The sequence below is a fragment of the Stappia sp. TSB10GB4 genome, from assembly GCF_900185745.1.
Classification (GTDB): Bacteria; Pseudomonadota; Alphaproteobacteria; order Rhizobiales; family Stappiaceae; genus Stappia.
Genome location: NZ_FYAV01000047.1, coordinates 156,916 through 176,664 on the forward strand (window position 1 = coordinate 156,916; position 19,749 = coordinate 176,664).

The window sequence follows — 19,749 nt, forward strand, 5'->3', positions numbered from 1 at the left end:
GGCTGCGGCGCAAGTCGACTTGGCGGGAGGCGACGGGATGGCGTACAAGGCAACCCAACCTATCCACCTCAGCTTCCAGCCAAGGCAGATCGATGTCCGAGACCACCCCTCCCGACTATCGCCATTCCACGCTGTTTCCCCTGGGTGCGGATCCCACTCCCTACCGCAAGCTGACATCCGATCACGTCTCCACCGCCACCTTCAACGGTGAGGACGTTCTGATGGTCGCGCCTGAGGGCCTCCGCATTCTCGCGGAGGAGGCCTTCGCAGACATCAATCACTACCTGCGCCCCGGACACCTTGAGCAGTTGCGCAAGATCCTCGACGATCCCGAAGCGACCGAAAACGACAAGTTCGTCGCCTTCGACCTGCTGAAGAACGCCAACATCTCCGCGCATGGGGTGCTGCCGATGTGTCAGGACACCGGCACCGCCATCATCATGGGCAAGAAGGGTCGCCGCGTGTGGACCGACGGCAGCGACGAGGCGCGGCTCGCGGAAGGTGCACGCGACGCCTACTTCAAGAAGAACCTGCGCTATTCGCAGCTCGCGCCGCTGTCGATGTTCGAGGAAAAGAACACGTCCAACAACATGCCGGCCCAGGTCGAGCTCTACAGCGAGGGGGACGATGCCTACAAGTTCCTCTTCATGGCGAAGGGCGGCGGCTCGGCCAACAAGACGTTCCTCTATCAGGGCACCCCGTCGCTGCTGACCCCGGACCGGCTGGTCGAGTTCATCAAGGAGAAGATCCTGACGCTCGGCACGGCCGCCTGTCCGCCCTATCACCTTGCCATCGTCATCGGCGGCACCTCGGCGGAGATGACGCTGAAGACCGTCAAGCTCGCGTCCGCGCGCTATCTCGACCAGTTGCCGACGGCCGGCTCCGAATTGGGGCATGCGTTCCGCGATCTGGAGATGGAAGAGCAGATCCACAAGCTGACGCAGGCGACCGGCGTCGGCGCGCAGTTCGGCGGCAAGTATTTCTGTCACGATGTCCGGGTCATCCGCCTGCCGCGCCACGGCGCATCGCTGCCCATCGGCATCGGCGTGTCCTGCTCGGCCGATCGGCAGGCGCTCGGCAAGATCACGGGTGACGGCATCTATCTGGAGCAGCTCGAGCGAGAGCCGCACAAGTACATGCCGGAGGTGACCGACGACACGCTCTCCGATCATGTGGTGAAGATCGACCTTACCCGGCCGATGCCGGAGATTCTCGCCGAACTGACGCGGCACCCGATCAAGACCCGCCTGTCGCTGAGCGGCCCGCTGATCGTCGCCCGCGACCTTGCCCACGCCAAGCTGCGCGAACGTCTGGAAAGCGGCCAGCCGCTGCCGGACTATTTCAAGAACCATCCGATCTACTATGCCGGCCCCGCAAAGACGCCGGAAGGCTATGCGTCCGGCTCGTTCGGCCCCACCACCGCCGGCCGCATGGATGCCTATGTCGATCAGTTCCAGGCCGCCGGCGGCTCGATGGTGATGCTCGCCAAGGGCAACCGCTCCGCCCAGGTGCGCCGTGCCTGCCAGGCCCATGGCGGCTTCTATCTCGGCTCCATCGGCGGCCCGGCCGCCCGCCTTGCCCAGGACTGCATCAAGAAGGTCGAGGTGGTCGAGTTCCCCGAACTGGGCATGGAGGCGATCTGGCGTATCGAGGTCGAGGACTTCCCCGCCTTCATTGTCATCGACGACAAGGGCAATGACTTCTTCAAGGAGTTGAACCTCGGCTGAAGCTGAAATCCCTTGCCTCATTCCGGCGTGACGGTGGCAGCCCGCCGCTTGAACGGCAAACTCACGATCATGTGACCGCCGTCACGCCAACCCTCGTCCGTTTGCGGCAGTTTCTGTCCTGTCGAGACCTTTGCATTAACTGCATTGCAAGGGACAATGGGAAGTATCGTCGACGAGCCAGATCGGCAGGCAGTGCCACGCGGACCCCTTGCCGAAGACCTTTCGGCAGCCTCGCCTCCCCGCCGGGGACGGCACCGGTTTCCACCGCGTCGTTGCATGGGGTCAGTGGCTGGTTCGCATGACCATCGGATGGGGAACCTGACTATGCGCTTTTTCAAAATGCTTGCCGTTACGCTCGTCGCCGCGACCATCGCGACGCCTGCGGCTGCGAACAGCTTCTTTGATCCCGCCACCCGCAAGTGGGTGGAGTACAGCCCCCACGGCATGCCTAGCGGCAAGTCGCCGATCCCGCGCGAACGCATCCGCTACAATGGCCCGTATGCGCCGGGCACGATCATCATCGATACGGGCGAGCGCCGCCTGTACCATGTGCAGGAGAATGGCCGCGCGATGAAATACGGCATCGGCGTCGGCCGCGAGGGCTTCCAGTGGGCTGGCACCCAGCGGATCACCCGCAAGGCGGAGTGGCCGGGCTGGACGCCGCCGCCGCAGATGCGGGCCCGCGAACGTGCCAAGGGCCGCGTGCTGCCGGCGCATATGCCGGGCGGACCGAACAACCCGCTGGGCGCCCGCGCCATGTATCTCGGCAACACGCTCTACCGGATCCACGGCTCGAACGAGCCCTGGACCATCGGTACCGCCGTCTCATCCGGCTGCATCCGCATGGCCAACGAAGATGTGATTCATCTTTACGAGAACGTCGATATCGGCACCCGTGTCGTGGTCAAGCGCTGAGCCTCACGGGTTCCAGCGGTCTGAAGGGGCTGGCGGGTTCGCCGGCCCCTTTTTCATTGACCGGCAACCGACCAGCGGCGATCCTGAGCCGGATCGGGCATAAGCACGCGCAGTTGGGGCCGCGCGGTTGAGGCACGGATGGCAGCCATGGCCGGGTACAGGTGGTCACATCGGCACGAGAAGGCCGGACGGCCGCGCCGGCTCATGGTGATGATCGGCCTCGGCTGCCAACTGGCTGTCCTACCTCCCGGCGGGCCGGGGCCGGCAAGCGCCCAGCAGGACACGGCGCTGGCCCAACGCGGCGAGGCCTTGTCACGGCTCCACTGTGCCCGCTGTCACGTGGTGACTCCGGAGAACCGCATGACGGGCATCTCCTCCACACCGTCCTTCATGATCATGATCAGCGCGCTTGAAGACTGGCACGAACGCTTCGAGACCTTCCTCGCGCGACGCCCGCATCCGGCCCACCTGCGCTTCGAGAACGAGCCCGAACGCCCACCCGACAGTCCGGCCACCCTCGCTGAGGTCGTTCTCACCTCCGACGATCTGGAAGCGATCCTCGCCTATGCGGAAACGCTCGCGATCAGCTTGCGCTGATCTCAGCCGAGCACAACCACCTTGGCTCCGACATTCACCCGGTCGTAAAGATCGATGATGTCCTGGTGCCACATGCGAATGCATCCCGACGATGCGTTCGTACCGATCGAGCGGGGCTGGTTGGTGCCGTGAATGCGGTAGAGCGTGTCCACATTGCCCTGCCACAGATACAGGCCCCGCGCGCCGATCGGGTTGCTTGGGCCACCCTCCTGACCGTCCCGGTACTTTTCAAGCGATGGGTCGCGGTCGATCATCTCGGCCGGCGGAAACCACTTCGGCCACTCCCGCTTGAAACGGATCGTCGCATCGCCCGACCAGGCGAATCCGGCCCGGCCGACACCGATCCCATAGCGGATCGCGGTGCCGCCCGGCTGGATGAGATACAGAAACTTGGCGTGGGGATCGACCACAACCGTCCCCGGCTCGTGCCGGCTGACATAACGCACCGTCTGCCGGAGATATTTCGGGTCGAACTCTTTCCAGGGAATGGCCGGAATGTTGAAGCCACCGTCACGCCGGGCCGCATAGGCCAGCGCATAATCGGGCTTGCCCTCGGTGGTGATTTCCAGGCCCGCGTTGCGGATCGCCCCGCCCTTGCTCTGGCAGGCAGCCAGAAGCAGCGGCAGACCAATCAGCAGCGCGCGGCGGCTCAACCCCTTCGCTTGTCCGGCTTCGCCTAGCCCGAAACCCGGGGTCATCGCTCCATCACCGCTCACGATCCGCACTCTCCGAAATGATTCTCTCAAATTTACTATGCCGATGATTCCGCACACCTGTCGACGCTCCGATTCAACGCTTCGGCTCGCGTGAGAGCCCCTTCTCCTCCAGTTCGCGCAGGTAGCCGCCCCAGAGCTCCTCGCGGTCATGGGCAAGTTTCAGGAAATAGTCCCAGGAGAAGATCCCTGTATTGTGCAGATCGTCGAAATGAAGGCGCACCGCATAGTTGCCGACCGGATCGATCTGGAGAATTGCGACCTCCCGCTTGCCGGGCACGGTCTTGCGCTGAGCCGGCGAATGTCCCTGCACCTCGGCGGAGGGCGAGCAGACGCGCAGGTATTCGGCGGAAAACTCGTGCGCCGCACCGCTGTCGAACGTCACGGTCAACCGCTTCCGATCCTTGCTCAGACGGATCTCGGTCGGCCAGGGCTTGCTGTCGGTCACGGTGCCAATCCTTCCGGGTTGCGTTGTCTTGCGTGCCGGCGACGATAGTGGCGCCTCGGCAAACTGCAAGGGCAGGTGTTGGTCGCCAGCATCTCCTGCGCGCGCACAATTGACGCAACTCTTCTTTCCGCTACCTTCATACCCAAATGGGAGGAGGCCGGATGCATCAGGCATCGGGATCCGCGTATCACGAGGCCGGACCAACCGACCGAGCGAGGAACACACGATGTCCCAGCAGATGATCGACCCGTTCGGGCGAACAGTCAGCTATCTCCGCGTTTCCGTCACCGACCGCTGCGACTTCCGCTGTGTCTACTGCATGGCCGAGGACATGACCTTCCTACCCAAGCGGGAGGTACTGACCCTCGAGGAACTCGACCGGCTGTGCTCGGCTTTCATCGTCAAGGGCGTGCGCAAGCTGCGTCTGACCGGCGGCGAACCGCTGGTCCGCAAGAACATCATGAGCCTGATCCGCTCGCTCTCGCGCCATATCGACAGCGGCGATCTCGAGGAGCTCACGATCACCACTAACGGATCGCAGCTCGCCCGGTATGCAGCGGAACTCAGCGACTGCGGCGTGCGGCGCATCAACGTCTCCATAGACACGCTCGACCCGGCCCGCTTTCGGGCGATCACCCGCTGGGGCGACCTTGCCAAAGTCATGGATGGCATCCGCGCCGCCAGCGAGGCCGGCCTGTCGATCAAGATCAACATGGTCGCCCTTAAAGGCGTGAACGATCATGAGATTGTTCCCATGATCGAATGGTGCCACGGCAACGGCTACGATCTGACCTTGATCGAGACCATGCCGCTCGGCGAGATCGAGGAAGACAGAACCGACCAGTATCTCCCGCTTTCGCTGGTTCGTGCCAATCTGGCAGAGCATCTGACGCTGGAGGACATCCCGTACAAGACCGGCGGCCCTGCCCGCTACGTGCGCATCGCCGAGACCGGCGGGCGTCTCGGCTTCATCACGCCGATGACCCATAATTTCTGCGAGACCTGCAACCGCGTCCGCATCACCTGCACTGGCATGCTCTACATGTGTCTCGGCCAGGACGACAGCGCGGACCTGCGTGCCGCGCTCCGGGCTTCCGAAAGCGACGCCCTTCTGCACACCGCCATCGACGAGGCGATCGGCCGCAAACCCAAGGGCCACGACTTCATCATCGATCGGCGCACCCGCCAGCCTGCCGTCAGCCGTCACATGAGCGTAACCGGCGGCTGAGATGGCGGCGGCGCGCGATAGTCGGCAGTCGCGCCCGCGAGGGATCGACGGTCGCGGCGCAAGGATTGCCGCTCTCGCGGTGGCGGTCTGTCTGGCCGCGGCGATGGTGTGGATCGGCAAAGTCGGGTTTGCCGGCGTTGCCATGACACCATTCGAAGGCGACGGCCCCGTTCGCGCCGGACTGGCCCCGGGCGCCGATCCTCGGCTTGACGCCTGTCTTGCCGAGCGTGTCGGCGCGGTCGATCAAATGCGCCGGGATGGGCTGGTCGACGCGGCGCGCTACGACACGTTCCGGGCGCGCGCCGTCAGCTATTGCGAGGCTCAGTTTCCGCCGCAATAGGCTCGCCGCCGGGTCGTCTCGTCAGGTGAAGCGGACCCGCCGCCGCGCGGGACGGACAGGCTCTGACGCGGCAGACGAGTGCGGACGCACCGTGTCGTCAGTCTCGCGGGTCGCCGGCGCGGCGAGTTGGAGACCCGCCTCCCCGCGCTCGTCTTCCCCTTCGCTTGCACCCGCCACCTGGTCTTGCGGATCCTCGCCTCCGCGCTCGGCAGCGTCAGGGAGCAGCGCCTCGGCGCGCTCCGGTGTGTCCTGCACGGGTTCACCGGAAACGAGGTCACCGGAAGCGAGGTCACCGGCACGGTCCGGAGCGGGCACTCCGTCGACGCTGTCCGCGACCGCCTCCAAGTTTTCGTCGACTTCGGCCATCCAGCCATAACCCTTGCCAACCAGCCAGGACGAACGGACGCCGTGCGCGAAGGTCTCGACCTTGCGATAGTCCTCGTCGTAATCGTTGAGCCCATCAAGGCAGGCCAGCACAGGGTTCGACCGCCACAACCTGCGCAAGGCGGCATTTTTCAGTTGGGTGGAAACTCCGTCCTTCAGAAAGACCGAATAATCGGATTCAAAGCCGAGCGTCTCCAGATCGACGGACTCGGCCGCGGCCTGGTTGGCAGCGGCAGTCTCCTCCTGCGAAGGCCTTTCCAGCGCCGCGTCGCCCTGCGCAGTGGTATCGGCATCTGCCGCCCCAGCCGGCTCCATCCCCGCCAGATCGTCACTCCCAGCGGTTCTCTCCTGCTGTCGTGCCGCCTGCTTGCGCTGCGACCACCGCGACAAGAATCCGCTGTCGGCCTCTCTCGTCACTGATCCCGCTCCTCCTTGCGGCCGAGCGGCGAGAAGATCGGCTCCTTGCCGAAAATCTGCTTCTCCAACTCGACACGGTCGCGGCGGCGCTTGCGGAAGGCGGGCGCCTCCGGCAGGGAGCCAAGATACTGGGCCATCCAGGCGACCGTTTCCCGCGGCATCGGCACGCGCTCGACGAGGCCTTCGGCACTGTCGAGTACCCCTTGCGCTTCGTACGGATCCGCCGTCACGCCGCGCACCCTGTAGGGCGGATTCCTCGCCACGATCTCGTCGTCCAGCATCGCCCATATCGACGGCTCGCCGGTCTCGATATTGGCGTCATAGGCCTCGACCATCTTGTGATGCAGGACCAGCATGTGCGGCGAAGACAGGTAGCGGGTGACGCCGTCCTGGTCCTCGATCACCGTCCAGCCTTCGGTCGGCGGCGCATCGGGGATCACCTCGACGACCGCCCAGGACCAGTCCGCCCATTTTGACGGCGATGGGCGGCGTTCGAGCACGATACCGAACATCGCTGTCACTTCCCTGTGCACCTGACTTCCTCCCGGTAGACCGCAGTCCGGATGCTCTCCTCGAGAGTATGACTCTGGAGCACATGCGCGGCAAAGACAATCCGGCCCCTCCACGGCGTTCGCCTGCCACTGGACTTGCGTCCTCCAGGCGAAAGGGGAAAACTCTTCGTAACTGCGCTAGTGTCCGGCGGAGCAATCATAAGGCGCGGCGGCTTGCCAGACAGGCTGAGGCCGTATGCCGGGGAGGAACGACATGGCTTCGAGCAACCCCAGAATCCTGCTGTGCAATTGCGAGAAGACCATGCGTCTCGACGCGCACCGCATCGCCGGTCTGGAGAAGGACCACATCATCCACACCCAGTTGTGCCGGGCCCAGATGACCTCCTTCGAAAAAGCGCTCGCGACCGGCGAACCGCTACTGGTGGCGTGCACGCAGGAGGCCCCGCTTTTCCAGGAAATCGCCGAGGAGCGCGGCGCCGATCAGGATCTCTCCTTCGTCAACATCCGCGAACGGGCGGGCTGGTGTCCTGCCTCAAGCGATCCGCATCCGAAGATCTCCGCGCTTCTCGCCGAAGCCCTCACGCCGGTCGAACCCGCCGTGTTGCACTCGATCGACTCGGACGGGGTCTGCCTCGTCTACGGCGCCGGCCAGCAGGCGCTCGACGCGGCGCGGGCGCTGGAGGGGCGACTGTCCGTCTCGCTGCTGCTCAGCGACGCGTCCGAGATTCTCCTGCCCAGCACTCTGGAGATCCCCGTCCATGCCGGCCGCATCCGCACCGTTGCCGGTTCGCTCGGGGATTTCTCGGTGACCGTCGACGGCTATGCCCAGATGCTGCCCTCTTCGCGAGGAGCCCCGTCCTTCGCGCTGCCGCGCGACGGAGCGAAGGCGACATGCAGTCTCATTCTCGATCTTTCCGGGGAGACCCCGCTCGTCAGCGCGCCGGCAAAGCGCGACGGCTATGTCCGCGTCGATCCGGGCGCTCCGGCGGCGGTGGCGCGGGCCCTGTTCGACGTGGCGGACATGGTCGGCACCTTCGAGAAGCCGCTCTATGTCACCTATGACGCCTCGATCTGCGTGCATGGCCGCTCCGGCAAAACCGGCTGCACCAACTGTCTCGATGCCTGTCCCGCCGGCGCGATTTCCAGCATGGGACGCGAAATCGTCATCGATCCGGGCATCTGCGGCGGATGCGGTTCCTGCGCCGCCCATTGCCCCACCGGGGCGGTCAGCTATCGCTATCCCGATCGCCGCGGCGAGATCCGCCGCCTCCAGGCTCTCATCGGCACCTATCGCGAGGCGGGCGGCAGCAACGCGGTGCTTCTCGTCCATGACGGCCAGCATGGCGGCGACCTGATCAACGCGCTCGCCCGCTTCGGCGAGGGATTGCCGGGCAATGTCCTGCCGCATGCCGTCCACTCGGTCACCAGTTTCGGCCATGACGCGATCCTCGCCGCCACCCTTGCCGGCGCAAGGCGCGTCGTCTTCCTCTGTCCGCCGACCAAGGCGCACGAACTCGATGCGCTGCGAATGGAAATCGAGCTCTGCGAGAGCCTGCTGTCCGGCATGGGCTACGACGCCGCCGAGATGTTCACCATCGCCGTGGAAGACGATCCGGACCGTCTCGATGGACACTTCGCCCTGCCCGCGCTTGGTCCCGCCATCAGGCCGACAAGCGTCGACCCGGTCGGCGGCAAGCGCGATGTTGCGCGCAGCGCCATTGCCCGTCTGCTGGAAAGCGCCCCTTCGGCGCAAGACATCATCGCCCTGCCCTCGCATGCGCCCTATGGCCGGATCCGCATCGCCGCGCAGGGCTGCACGCTGTGCCTTGCCTGCGTCTCGGCCTGTCCCACGGCGGCCCTGTCCGACAACCCCGACAAACCGCAGGTGAGCCTGACGGAAGCCGCCTGCGTCCAGTGCAGGCTTTGCGCCAACACCTGTCCGGAGCAGGTGATCACGCTGGAGGCCCGCTATAACGCCACGCCGGCTGCGATGAGGCCGCAGGTGCTGCACGAGGAGGAGCCGGCCACCTGCGTGTCCTGCGGCAAAGCCTTCGGCACGAAAGCCTCCATCGCCCGCATCCGTGAGAAGCTCTCCGGCAAGCATTGGATGTTCCAGCGCGCCGAGCAGATCGCCCTGATCGAGATGTGCGACGACTGCCGGATTTCGGCTCAGTGGGAGATGGAGGATACGCCGCTGCGCGGCGGAGCGCGCCCAAGGGTTATCACCACCGACGACTATCTCGCGCTCGACAGGGAGGCGCTGACCGCGGAGGACTTCCTGAAGGACAGTTGACGACCCACCGGTTCGCGCAACGTGGTGAACAGCGTCTCCCGGACGATCCTCAGGCGCTGCCGGCCGGCGGATCGAGTTCCGGATCCGCGAGGTTCTGGCGCAGCATCTCGCGATAGCTCTCCACCATCTGAGTGACCAACTCCTCGTGATCCTCGACCCCGATCACCGCCTTGGCGACATGCGCGTTGTAGCGCGCGGCGGCCCAGAGGAAGGCCATTTGCAGGTCGGTGGCGGCGATCTTGCGGTTCTCGCGATTGGCCAAGTCGATGAACCTTGCGGCCACCTGCAGGAAGCCTGTCGTGTCGAGCGTCCCCGTCGCACGACCAGCGCGCCGATCCTGTCTGTTGGTCATTGGCTTGTCCTCGCTTTCGGCCCCGTCGTGACGGCGCGGCGCCCGGTTTTCCGCGTTCGTGTCTCCCCCGGCCGGCAACCCGCGGCCCGTACTTCCCGAACCACTGGCCGGGCGTTCCCTAACAGTCGGAGGGCTCCAGCAGACGTGCGACGACCCCCGAACCGACGGCGATACAGCAGCAGACGGCCATAACCAGAACCAGCGGCCAGATCGTGCCCGGCCACAGCACGCCGGACAAGAGCCAACCAACCAGCGCCGACGTGATCGCGCCCGCGCCGATCTGCATGCTGCCGGTGAAGCCCGAGGCCGCGCCGGCAAGATCCGGGCGGACACTCACGGCACCGGCAATCGCATTTGGCAGCGACATGCCGTTGCCGAGCCCGACCACGAACATCGGACCGAACAGCGACAATGGATGCAGGTGCCCCGTCCAGAACGCGGCCGCGATCGCCAGCACTGCGACGCTCAGGACGGCATTGCCGCCGTTGATCATCCGGCCGATGCCGATCCGGGCGGAGAACCGGCCCGACGTCCAGTTGCCGATGATGTAGCCGCCAGCCACCAACATGAAATAGAGGCCATAGGTCGACGGCGTCATGTGCAGCAGTTCGGCGGCAATGAAGGGAGCTCCGCCAAGGAAGGAGAAGAACACCGCCGACGTGAAGGCGGAGGTCATCGCATAGCTCATGAACAGCGAGGACCGGGCAAGCACGGCATAGCTCTGCGCCAGCCCCCTCAGGCCGCCTCCCGCCGGCGTGCGGTTGTGGTTCGTCTCGTGCAGTTCGAACCAGGCCCAGACGAAGACAACGATGCCCAGCACCACCATCAGATAGGAACTGGTCCGCCAGCCAAAATTCTCGTCCAGAGCGCCGCCGAGCGCCGGTCCGATCATCGGCGCCACCGCCAGCCCCATCGTCACGTAGCCGATCATGCTGGCCGCTTGGCTGCGATCGAAGAGATCGCGCACGATGGCGCGTCCGAGCACGATGCCGGCGCAGCCGCCGGCCGCCTGCAGCACCCGACCCACCAGCATCGTCTCGATCGTATCCGCCAGGGTGCAGACGGTGCTGCCGAGAATGAAGATCGCCAGCCCCCACAGCAGCACCGGTCTGCGGCCGTGCCGATCCGACAACGGGCCGATGCCGATCTGGGCGACGGCAACGGCTGCCAGATAGAGCGACAGCGTGAGCTGCACCATGCCGGCAGTCGTCTCGAAAATGCCGACCAGCGTCGGCATCGACGGCAGGTAGATATTGAGGGCAAGCGGATTGACGGCTGAGACGGCAACAAGAAGCGCGATTGTCGGGCGCCGCTCCGAAAGTGCCGGGGATAAGGGTTTTGTCATAGGAACTGCTTTACGGCGTGCGAAGCGTGAATGGCAAGTTTCGGCAGGTCTGAAAGTCAGCGCGGCAGGTCCGCCGTCGCGGCCGGGCCGGCGGCGTTGAGCTTCTTGCGCTCGCGCATCAGGCTGTACAGTCCGGTGGCAACGACGATGGCAATGCCGGCAAGCGTCGGCAGGTCCGGAACATCGCCCCATACGACAAAGCCGATGATGATCGCCCAGACGATGATCGAATAGCGGAACGGAGCGACCAGCGAGATGTCGCCGATGCGCATCGCGTTGATGATGGCGACAAATCCGATGAGAATGAACAGAGCGGCCGCCGCCAGGAATGTCAGGTCCAGCAGGGTCGGCATGACCCATGTCTCGCCCAGCGACAGCGCCATCCCGGTCACCGTGACGCCGACCAGGGTCGCGAAAGTGACGCCGAGTGTCGGCACGCTCTTCGGCAGAACGTTGGTTGCGAGGTCGCGCAGCGCCATGAAGAGCACGCTGGCGAGCGCAATCAGGGCCCATGCGTTGAACCCCTCCATGCCCGGACGCACGATCAGCAGCACGCCGCAAAAACCGACTGCGATCGCGGTCCAGCGTCGCCAGCCGACCGGCGCTCCCAGGAACACGGCAGCGCCCGCCGTGACCAGCAGCGGCAGCGCCTGAAGGATGGCCGTTGCGTTGGCGATCTCCATGTTGAAGAGCGCCGTAAGATAGAGGACAGTCGCCGTCACCTCGGCAAACACCCGCAGGCCGACAGTCCGGTTCACCAGCAGAGAAAACCGCCGGACCTCGCCGTTGAAAATGGCAAGGGCAAGAACCAGGACCAGCGCCATCATTCCGCGCACGAACATGATCTCGCCAAGCGGCAAACGCTCGGAGACCAGCTTCACGAAACTGTCGTTCACGATGAACCCGGCCATGGCAAGCATCATGAACAGGATGGCACGGCCGTTTTCCGAGGCGATCATGGCAGGGGTCCGGTGGCTTGCGGGCGTAACGACCGCGGGCGGGGCAGTCAGTTTCGGCGCCGAACTGGCAGGTTTGTCAATAGGTTCTGCGGCTTCATGCGCACGATATTGTCCGCTCCCATTGCCAGCCCCATCCAGACCGGCTTGCCGCGCATGCTGTCGATGGCATCGCCCCGGCTGTCGAAGTCCAGACGGAACAGGGCGACGATCCGACCGAGATCTTCATCCCCGACCGGTTTTCCCTCATAAAGGGCATTGAGGATGCGGGTCGCCTCGGCGTCCAGTCCGACATGCCAGGACCAGCGCTCGTCGCGGATCGATTGCTGCGGCTGGATGCGGACCGAAACGCCATGGAAATGGGCGATCCAGCTTTCCAGAACCCTCGCGAAGGCATCGAGGGCCGGTTCAGTGAACCGGACGTCGATGGCGGTATCGAAGCGGTCCGAACGGTCCCAGTAGATCGAGGCATTGTCTTCGGTCAGGACATCGAGCGAGACGGAGGGCAGCGGCGTGCCGGCTTCGGCCAGCAATGCCCCCAGGCCTCCCAGACCGCCGGTGCGCGAATAGGTCTCGACAGTTTCGGCATCCGCCAGCATGAGTTGCCCGTCCGCCGTGGTTGCCGCCTGCTCGCGGAACAGCAGTTCGCCGGCGCGCAAACGCAGAGGATCGGCGACCTTGCGCAGGATATTGTGGGCGATGAGGTGCACCAACTGATCGATGAACATCGGCGGAATCGCGATGCCGTTGCCCGCCTGGAACAGGGCGGCATAGCCGCTTTCGATGCTGCCATGCGCCAGCAGGTGATCCCGGAACCGCAACACGATGCGATAGTTGTCCGCCGCGTCCGGGTCCGCGATGGCCGCAAGGTCCTGTTCGCCGACGGGAGCGAAAGGGTCCGCCATCAGCCTCTCGAACAGGCGGTGCTCGGCAGCGCAGGAGTCTTCCACCGGGTGGAGTTCGGGCCGCGTGTAATAGGCGCGCAGGAAATCCGGCGTCACGGCGAGATAGCCATGCGCGTCACGCGTCAGGAGATGCATCCCCGAGGACTTCCAGAATTGCGGCATCACTCGTCCTCGGACACGTCCCAGATCCGGGCATGGGACCCGTCGCCCGCGCGCTCCAACAGGTGCAGGCTCTCGCGGATCGATCCGTCCTCGTCGATCTCGCGGCTGATCGCCAGCAGCGCATCGAGGTCCAGTTCCGCGGCAATTTCGGCGGCGTCGTCCAGTTCTGCCTCGGCCACCGACCGCGCGGCCTCCAGAGACGGAGCGCCATGTTCGGCGACGAAATGCTCCGAAAGTCGCTCGATCAGTCGCTCGCGCTCCCCGTCTGGCAGGTCGGCCGGGGTCGCCAGCGTCGCCCAGCCAAAATTTTCCAGAGACAGGAACCCGGAAACGAAGGCCTGGCGCAGTTTCCCGGTCAGCCCCTCATCCGTATAGGCGCGGAACGCGAATGTTCCGGGAATCACCCAGTCGCCCGCCTCCGCCGCCTGCGGGAACACTTTCGTGTCCGACACATCGAGCTGGATCGCCTTCAGCAGCCGTGTCATCGGTCAGTTACCTCACTGTGGAGCGCCAGCGCGGCATCCAGGCTGTCGAGCCGGTCAAGTTGATCCAGGTGCCGATCGAGCGGCACCGCCACCACCGTCACCGGTTCTGCGTCCATTGGCCTGAGGAGCAGGTTTCCGGCTTCGTCGAGCCCCAGGAACGTGCCGCGCAGATCGCCGTGCGGGTCGGGCAGAACGACCTCACCCTTATAGCCATCTGCCCGAAACAGCCAGTTCTCAACGACCGGGCCGAACCCCTCGACCTCCCAGGTGTGGAGCCAAGTCATCAGATGGCGCGCCAGGGCCTCCACCGCGAGCGTGCCATCGAGATCCGCCGCCCCCTCGTCGGAAAGGCTGGTCAGATGCGGGATCTCTCCGGGCTCCACGTCTCCGCCAACCGGAGCGAGGCGCATCTCGATGCCGACCACCAGCCACAGCGGCGCACCCTCCTCGTCCAGATCTGTCGACTGCCGGAACCGGGCCCGTCCGACCCGCGCTCCGTTCGCACGCAGCGTGGCTGGCCAGACATAGGTCAGGGCAACTTCCGGCGGGATGAGCGTGCCGATCGCATCTGTGCTCGCGACCATGGCAAGAAACAGCATCTCGGCGCAGCGCGTGGGCGGCACATCAGGTTCCAGCACAAGGGCGATCCGCAAGTGGCTCCGGCTCTCGGACCACAGCAGGTCGCCGGCGGAGTAGCGGCCGGCTTCCGCGCCGGCGACCGCTGCGTCGAAAGGGTGCTCGCAAGCTGGCCTCCTGTGCCCGGCCAGCAAGGGCGGCAGGCGTGGGTCGGAAGGCGCTTTGTCCTTTTGTTCCGGCACGATGCAGGAATTCCTTCAAAAAATGATTCCGCAGCCTCCCGACAGGTCCGGCAAGGTCTCAGCCGAGATCGATCTGACCTGTCACAACATGCTCGAACTCCTGTCCATCCAGTGTCAGCACCACCCGGGCGGACAACGTGCCCGTCGTCAGGCCGGCCTCGCGAACATGAGTCTCCAGCGCCTGTTGCGAGGTGACGCCGACCTGCTTGAGGAACTTCCTCAGAGACATGTTGAAGGTCTCGTCGTTCATGATTTTCTCCTGATGCCTGGGGCGGGGCAAAGGCGAAACCTTTCGCCCGCCTCCCGTTGAGATTGTGAATCACCAATCTGCGATGAAGAGTCCGCGCAGTCGAGCAAGCTATTGATCAGTCTGCAACTTTCAGATCCACTTGAAGTTCTGAGTCTGCCCGGCGGACGATCAGCCGGCCGCGCGCATCGCGGCGCTCCAGGCGCCCGCGAAACGCCGCCAGCTTGCTGACGGATACGCCGTCGATCGAGAGGATGACGTCACCCGGCGCAAGGCCGGCCCGGTGTGCGGCTCCGTCCTCATCAACGGAAATCACTTCGAGACCCGCCTTGTTGGGACCGGGCCGCGTTGGCCGCACCTGCGCGCCGAGACTGCGACGCGGGCTGGCGAACGTGATCGCGGCCTCGATCACATGCTCAGCGAGCGCCGCCGAGACAGCGAAGTTCACTCCGATATCGCCGTCTCCGGACTTGGTGAAGATCGCCGAGAGAATGCCCACGATCCTCCCTTCGCTATCAATCAGAGCGCCGCCCGACGCGCCCGGATTGACCGCCGCGTCGGTCTGGATGAAGTCCTCGACCGCATTGAACCCGACACCGCCCCTCGCCGTTGCCGATACCACGCCGCAACTCAACGAGATCCCAAGGCCAAAGCCATTGCCGAGCGCGCATACCGGGGCACCCAGGCCGGGCTGCGGCGCAAAGACGAGCGGCGGCAGGGCCTCGGGCGCGCGCAGAATGGCGAGGTCGGTCTCGGCATCCCGGAAGATGATTTCCGCCGGAAGAACGCGGCCGTCGGAAAAGCGCAGGCGAACACCCCGGGCCTGACCAAGCACGTGATCGGCGGTGAGCAGCATGGTGCCGTCGCCGATCGCCACGGCCGAGCCTTCCGGTTCTTCCGCATTGGCACGGCCTTCGGGCCAGTCCGGCAGTACCGCAACGACTGCGGCCCGTGCGCGCTCCAGCAGGTCCGCCGGCGCCGGCTGGGCAGATGCGCCCGCATCCGCGAAGATCGCCAGTGGCGCGGCACAAAAAAGCGCGCGCAAGATGCCTGGGCGGACGTGCACGCTCATTCGCCCGGTCGCCTGCCGCTGTCCGGCGAAAGTCGCACCGCACCCGCAGTCTGCGATGTGTAGACAGAGGCCGACGAGTAATCCAGTTCGCGGGTGAGATAGGCCCACGCCCCCGTCCCGATCACGACGAGCGCAACAAGTGCGCTCACGAACGCCTTCATCGTTTCCGTTCTCCCTCGCTGCCGACCCCGCCGGCATCGGGCGCGGTCGCTCGTTTGAGATAGGCCACCAGCGCGTTACGCTCCTCGTCGTTCGTCAGGCGCTGAAGCGGCATCTTGGACCCCGGCGTCACGATATCCGGGCCATGGTCGAAGAGATCGGAGATCGTCTGCTCGGTCCAGATGAAGTCGAGACGGCGCAGCGCTTCCGAATAGGGATAGCCCGGCAGTGTTCCGACCCGTCGTCCGAAGACGCCGTAGAGCGTCGGGCCGGCGCGGTTGCCGTCATCCGGCGTCAGCGTGTGGCAGACGGAACATTTTCGCGCGAATTGCCGTCGTCCCGGATCCTCGTCCTCGGCCACCTGGAAGCGGCGCGGAAAGGCGCTCTCGACCGGCTCGAAGGCCTTGCGGGGAGCCACCTGCCAGACATTCACATGGTCGTCGAGGCCGGCATACAGGGCTACCGAACCGTCGCCCGGCAGGGCCGTGCCCCAGATCGGACCGTAAGGGTTCTCGAACTCCTCCAGCCTCTCCCATCCGTCCGTTGCATAGACGCGGATGCGTCCGTCGCCACCGCCACTGGCAAGGCGGTGCCCATCACCCGACAGCGCCAGCGACAGGACGGGCCGCTCGTGGCTGGCGAGCTGCTTGAAGACCGCGCCTTGCGCGATGTCGACCACCGCCACCTCACCGTCGGCGGCGCCAAAGACAAGGTGCTGCCCACCGGGCAGCAGGCGCATCGCATTGATGGCCCAGCCATGCGAGTAGACCTCTTGCAGGAACTCGCCGCTCTCCCGGTCGAAGAGCCGGATCGCGCCGTCATAGGAGGCCGTATAGACGCGGGCTCCGTCTTCGGAGAAGGCGACGGCATTGACGGTGCCGCGGTGGCCGCGCAGCACGGCGCGCTCGGTCAGCCGGTCGCTCTCCAGAGTGTAAATCCTGGCCGTCCAGTCCCAGGACGCGGTCGCCGCGAAGCGGCCATCCGGGCTGACGGCGACCGCCAGCATCTTGTCGTCGCCGGTATCGGTCCGGTCGAGCATCGTCCCCGTATCAAGGTCCCAGAGGATCACCGCCCCATCGTCCCCGACCGACACCGCACGGCCCGCACCGGCGAAGGCCGCATCATTGGCGGCGGCCTCGTGGCCGATCATGCGATGCAGGATCCTCGCCTCGCCCGCGCTGATGTCCCAAAGGATGACCGAATAGTCGAAGGACGCGGTGAGCACTTGCGCATCCTCCGGATCGACCGTGACCGACCTCACTGGCCCGCCATGCCCCTGCAGCCGCCCGGGCCATGACCCTGTCTCCTCGCCTGCGGCGGTTCTGGCACTGGCAGCAGCCAGTGCCAGAACCGCCGATATCACGCAGGTCTTGAGTGCTGCCGACACGTCGCGCTCCCGGCTATTCGGCGGGCTGCACCTTCGCCCCGCCGTTCTGTTCTCCCTCGCGGGCCATCACCTCATCCACCCACAGGGAATGATGTTCCTTCGCCCAGTTGAGATCGACCTCGCCCGATCCCATCGCATCGAAGGCGCCCTCCATGCCGATCGTGCCGATATAGATATGCGCAAGGATCACGCAGATCAGGAAGACGCTCATGATCGAATGCCAGAGCGAAGCGAGTTGCTGCTCCTGCAACGGTGTCAGAGCGGTCGGGAGCTCGCTCCCGAACACCGTGTTGACCACTTCGAACGTGCCGGAGAAGAAGTGCGTCGTGTAGGGAAACAGCAATGTCCAGCCGGACAGGGAGATCGACACGCCGCACAGGATCGTCAGCCAGAAGATCACCTTCTGCCCGGCATTGAACTTCTTCGCCGGAGGATGGAGCCGGCGAGAGAGAACACCGCCTCCCTGCAGCACCCATTTGATATCGGTTCGGTCCGGAAGATTGTGCCGCACCCACATCAGGAACACGATGACCAGGCCGGCCATGAAGGCGAAGGCAAGGTAGTTGTGCAGGTACTTGCCGAACATGGTGATCGCGCCGAAGGCCTCCGGCCCGATCAGAGGCAGCAGCACGTAGCGGCCATACATGACATTGAGGCCGGTCAGCGCCAGCACGATGAAGGAGATTGCCAGCAGCCAGTGGCCGAAGCGCTCGACAGCGACGAAACGGGTAATGGTCCGGTCGGATCGCCCGTGCTCGATGCGAATGCGTCCGCGAATGGCGAAGAAAAGGCTCAGCGCCACGACCGTCGCCAGCAGCGCCCAACTGCCATAGAGGGCGAGCGGACCATTGCGGATCGAGCGCCAGAGTTCGCCCTCCGACTGCACCAGGGTCGCAGCGTTCCTGTCGGGGATCGACACGCTGCCGGCAACACCCTGTCGTACGGCGCGCCACAGGTCGCTGTCGGAAACGGTGCCGCGCGTGTTTCCGGGAACCTGGCCCTGCACCGGCGACTCAGGCGCCGGGTCGAGTATAGGCTGCTGCGCCAGGGCCGGCGCCTGCATGGTCAGCGCCAGGAAGACCACCGCGACCGCAGCAAGAACAACCGCATGGAGACGCAGCGCAAGTGCGTGCGGCCAGCCGGCGTGGCGAATGGTTCCCGTGTGGTTCATCCCAATCCCTCCCTTGCTCGTCCGGACGCTCGATCGCCAGTCTCCTGCCGCCCTTCAGAACCGCTGCCTGTTGGCACGCTCCTGCAGAGCACGGCGCTCCTCCGCGGTGAGCGGCGCGTCGTCCGCTCCCTGATAGACCCCCTTCTCCAGATGCAGCGGCCGGTTCTGCTCGTCCTCCCGGCATCCCGGCACGAACGCGAGCAGCGTGGCCGCGACGATCATCATGCCCCAGGCGGCTGGTCCCGATTTCACGTCAAGCTCTCCTTGCTCAGGCTGCGGAAGGATCAAGGTCCAGCGACGAACAAAGGCGGCCACCGGCCGCCCCAGTTTGCTTACAAACCCCTCGTTTTTTCATGAGACTCGAAAACGAGGGGTTTTGATTCCGATATGTTCACGGTCTGAATCTGTGACGTTCCGTGAATCTCAGGCGTTTCGGAGTGCCTCCGAGGTTTGTCAGCAGTTTGGGCGGCCACCGGCCGCCCCTGCCCTTTTTCACGATCAACCGGCACATCCGGTCAGAAGCTTCCGGCCTTCTGCTCGTAGGCGGTGCCCCATCCCCAGGCTCCCGCGCCGAAGCCGCGCGCGACGACACGCTCGCGATAGATCGCCGAGACCACATCGCCGTCGCCGGCCAGCAGCGCCTTGGTCGAACACATTTCCGCGCAAAGCGGCAGTTTGCCCTCCGCCAGGCGGTTGCGGCCATATTTGGCATATTCGACCGAGGAGTTGTCGGCTTCAGGACCGCCGGCGCAGAAGGTGCACTTGTCCATCTTGCCGCGCGAGCCGAAGTTGCCGGCCTGCGGATATTGCGGCGCGCCGAAGGGACAGGCGTAGAAGCAATAGCCGCAGCCGATACACAGGTCCTTGGAATGGAGAACCACCCCCTCGTCGGTCTGATAGAAGCAATCGACCGGACAGACTGCCATGCAGGGCGCATCCGAGCAGTGCATGCAAGCGACCGAAATGGAGCGCTCGCCCGGCTTGCCGTCCTGCAGGGTCACCACGCGGCGGCGATTGATGCCCCAAGGCACTTCATGCTCGTTCTTGCAGGCGGTGACGCAGGCATTGCACTCGATGCAGCGCTCGGCGTCGCAGAGGAATTTCATTCGTGCCATG

The 19,749-nt window shown here is 65.2% G+C and carries 23 protein-coding genes; 6 read left to right on the plus strand and 17 right to left on the minus strand.

Features of this window, described 5'->3' with window-relative positions; all coding sequences use genetic code 11:
• Nucleotides 1-92: 92 nt before the first annotated feature.
• From TSB10GB4_RS11130 to TSB10GB4_RS23650, 3 genes are all read left to right on the plus strand, one after another.
• Complete coding sequence (locus TSB10GB4_RS11130; RefSeq protein ID WP_186395800.1) at nt 93-1,727, plus strand: fumarate hydratase; 1,635 nt, start codon at nt 93-95, stop codon at nt 1,725-1,727.
• A gap of 324 nt (nt 1,728-2,051) precedes the next feature.
• Nucleotides 2,052-2,642 (plus strand): L,D-transpeptidase, encoded by a 591-nt coding sequence (locus TSB10GB4_RS11135; RefSeq protein ID WP_186395801.1) that lies wholly within the window; start codon nt 2,052-2,054, stop codon nt 2,640-2,642.
• Nucleotides 2,643-2,789: 147 nt separating this feature from the next.
• Nucleotides 2,790-3,239, plus strand: a complete 450-nt coding sequence (locus TSB10GB4_RS23650) for a hypothetical protein (protein WP_208984689.1) — start codon at nt 2,790-2,792, stop codon at nt 3,237-3,239.
• Between the two features lie 2 nt (nt 3,240-3,241).
• Here TSB10GB4_RS23650 and TSB10GB4_RS11145 read toward each other — a convergent pair whose 3' ends face one another.
• Both TSB10GB4_RS11145 and TSB10GB4_RS11150 read right to left on the minus strand, forming a co-directional pair.
• A complete protein-coding gene (locus TSB10GB4_RS11145; protein WP_186390078.1) occupies nt 3,242-3,937 on the minus strand; it encodes a L,D-transpeptidase in 696 nt (231 codons plus the stop codon).
• A gap of 91 nt (nt 3,938-4,028) precedes the next feature.
• On the minus strand, nt 4,029-4,400 hold the full coding sequence (locus TSB10GB4_RS11150) for a gamma-butyrobetaine hydroxylase-like domain-containing protein (protein ID WP_244293189.1): 372 nt from the start codon (nt 4,398-4,400) through the stop codon (nt 4,029-4,031).
• A gap of 226 nt (nt 4,401-4,626) precedes the next feature.
• Here TSB10GB4_RS11150 and moaA point away from each other — a divergent pair, with 226 nt between their 5' ends.
• Together moaA and TSB10GB4_RS11160 are read left to right on the plus strand one after the other, a co-directional pair.
• Nucleotides 4,627-5,628: a GTP 3',8-cyclase MoaA gene (moaA, locus tag TSB10GB4_RS11155; protein ID WP_186395803.1), complete on the plus strand. Its 1,002-nt coding sequence runs from the start codon at nt 4,627-4,629 to the stop codon at nt 5,626-5,628.
• A gap of 142 nt (nt 5,629-5,770) precedes the next feature.
• Nucleotides 5,771-5,968: a hypothetical protein gene (locus TSB10GB4_RS11160; RefSeq protein ID WP_186395804.1), complete on the plus strand. Its 198-nt coding sequence runs from the start codon at nt 5,771-5,773 to the stop codon at nt 5,966-5,968.
• Between the two features lie 21 nt (nt 5,969-5,989).
• Here TSB10GB4_RS11160 and TSB10GB4_RS11165 read toward each other — a convergent pair whose 3' ends face one another.
• Nucleotides 5,990-6,769 carry a DUF3306 domain-containing protein gene (locus TSB10GB4_RS11165; RefSeq protein WP_186395805.1) on the minus strand — a complete coding sequence of 260 codons (780 nt, stop codon included), beginning with the start codon at nt 6,767-6,769 and terminating at the stop codon, nt 5,990-5,992.
• Nucleotides 6,766-7,281 carry a DUF3305 domain-containing protein gene (locus TSB10GB4_RS11170; RefSeq protein WP_186395806.1) on the minus strand — a complete coding sequence of 172 codons (516 nt, stop codon included), beginning with the start codon at nt 7,279-7,281 and terminating at the stop codon, nt 6,766-6,768. Before TSB10GB4_RS11170 ends, TSB10GB4_RS11165 begins: the two co-directional genes overlap by 4 nt.
• A 253-nt stretch (nt 7,282-7,534) precedes the next feature.
• On the opposite strand from TSB10GB4_RS11170, the gene TSB10GB4_RS11175 reads away from it, so the two are divergent.
• A complete protein-coding gene (locus tag TSB10GB4_RS11175; protein ID WP_186395807.1) occupies nt 7,535-9,574 on the plus strand; it encodes a 4Fe-4S dicluster domain-containing protein in 2,040 nt (679 codons plus the stop codon).
• Nucleotides 9,575-9,623: 49 nt separating this feature from the next.
• Here the strand turns inward: TSB10GB4_RS11175 and TSB10GB4_RS11180 are convergent, their stop codons facing one another.
• The 13 genes from TSB10GB4_RS11180 to fdh3B form a co-directional block, all read right to left on the minus strand.
• Nucleotides 9,624-9,926, minus strand: coding sequence for a DUF3144 domain-containing protein (locus TSB10GB4_RS11180; RefSeq protein WP_186395808.1), 303 nt, complete (start codon nt 9,924-9,926; stop codon nt 9,624-9,626).
• Nucleotides 9,927-10,044: 118 nt separating this feature from the next.
• Nucleotides 10,045-11,271, minus strand: coding sequence for a multidrug effflux MFS transporter (locus TSB10GB4_RS11185; RefSeq protein WP_186395809.1), 1,227 nt, complete (start codon nt 11,269-11,271; stop codon nt 10,045-10,047).
• A gap of 56 nt (nt 11,272-11,327) precedes the next feature.
• Nucleotides 11,328-12,230: a DMT family transporter gene (locus TSB10GB4_RS11190; RefSeq protein WP_186395810.1), complete on the minus strand. Its 903-nt coding sequence runs from the start codon at nt 12,228-12,230 to the stop codon at nt 11,328-11,330.
• A gap of 47 nt (nt 12,231-12,277) precedes the next feature.
• Entirely contained in the window at nt 12,278-13,294 is a 1,017-nt protein-coding gene (locus tag TSB10GB4_RS11195; protein ID WP_186395811.1) for a DUF6352 family protein, read from the minus strand.
• Nucleotides 13,294-13,779 carry a DUF6505 family protein gene (locus TSB10GB4_RS11200; protein WP_186395812.1) on the minus strand — a complete coding sequence of 162 codons (486 nt, stop codon included), beginning with the start codon at nt 13,777-13,779 and terminating at the stop codon, nt 13,294-13,296. Before TSB10GB4_RS11200 ends, TSB10GB4_RS11195 begins: the two co-directional genes overlap by 1 nt.
• A complete protein-coding gene (locus TSB10GB4_RS11205; RefSeq protein WP_186395813.1) occupies nt 13,776-14,597 on the minus strand; it encodes a biotin/lipoate--protein ligase family protein in 822 nt (273 codons plus the stop codon). The genes TSB10GB4_RS11200 and TSB10GB4_RS11205 overlap by 4 nt, the downstream gene beginning before the upstream one ends.
• Nucleotides 14,598-14,655: 58 nt before the next feature.
• Nucleotides 14,656-14,847, minus strand: coding sequence for a DUF6494 family protein (locus TSB10GB4_RS11210; RefSeq protein WP_186389612.1), 192 nt, complete (start codon nt 14,845-14,847; stop codon nt 14,656-14,658).
• A 115-nt stretch (nt 14,848-14,962) separates the two neighbouring features.
• Nucleotides 14,963-15,916, minus strand: coding sequence for a S1C family serine protease (locus tag TSB10GB4_RS11215; protein WP_186395814.1), 954 nt, complete (start codon nt 15,914-15,916; stop codon nt 14,963-14,965).
• Nucleotides 15,913-16,077, minus strand: coding sequence for a hypothetical protein (locus tag TSB10GB4_RS11220; protein ID WP_186395815.1), 165 nt, complete (start codon nt 16,075-16,077; stop codon nt 15,913-15,915). The genes TSB10GB4_RS11215 and TSB10GB4_RS11220 overlap by 4 nt, the downstream gene beginning before the upstream one ends.
• Complete coding sequence (locus tag TSB10GB4_RS11225) at nt 16,074-17,462, minus strand: c-type cytochrome (protein WP_208984691.1); 1,389 nt, start codon at nt 17,460-17,462, stop codon at nt 16,074-16,076. The genes TSB10GB4_RS11220 and TSB10GB4_RS11225 overlap by 4 nt, the downstream gene beginning before the upstream one ends.
• A 13-nt stretch (nt 17,463-17,475) precedes the next feature.
• The gene (locus TSB10GB4_RS11230) at nt 17,476-18,633 is read right to left on the minus strand and encodes a formate dehydrogenase subunit gamma (protein ID WP_208984693.1); all 1,158 of its coding nucleotides are present in this window, start codon (nt 18,631-18,633) and stop codon (nt 17,476-17,478) included.
• 54 nt (nt 18,634-18,687) lie between these two features.
• Entirely contained in the window at nt 18,688-18,885 is a 198-nt protein-coding gene (locus tag TSB10GB4_RS11235) for a hypothetical protein (protein WP_186389615.1), read from the minus strand.
• 263 nt (nt 18,886-19,148) lie between these two features.
• Nucleotides 19,149-19,748: a formate dehydrogenase FDH3 subunit beta gene (gene fdh3B, locus TSB10GB4_RS11240; RefSeq protein ID WP_186389616.1), complete on the minus strand. Its 600-nt coding sequence runs from the start codon at nt 19,746-19,748 to the stop codon at nt 19,149-19,151.
• Nucleotide 19,749: the final 1 nt, after the last annotated feature.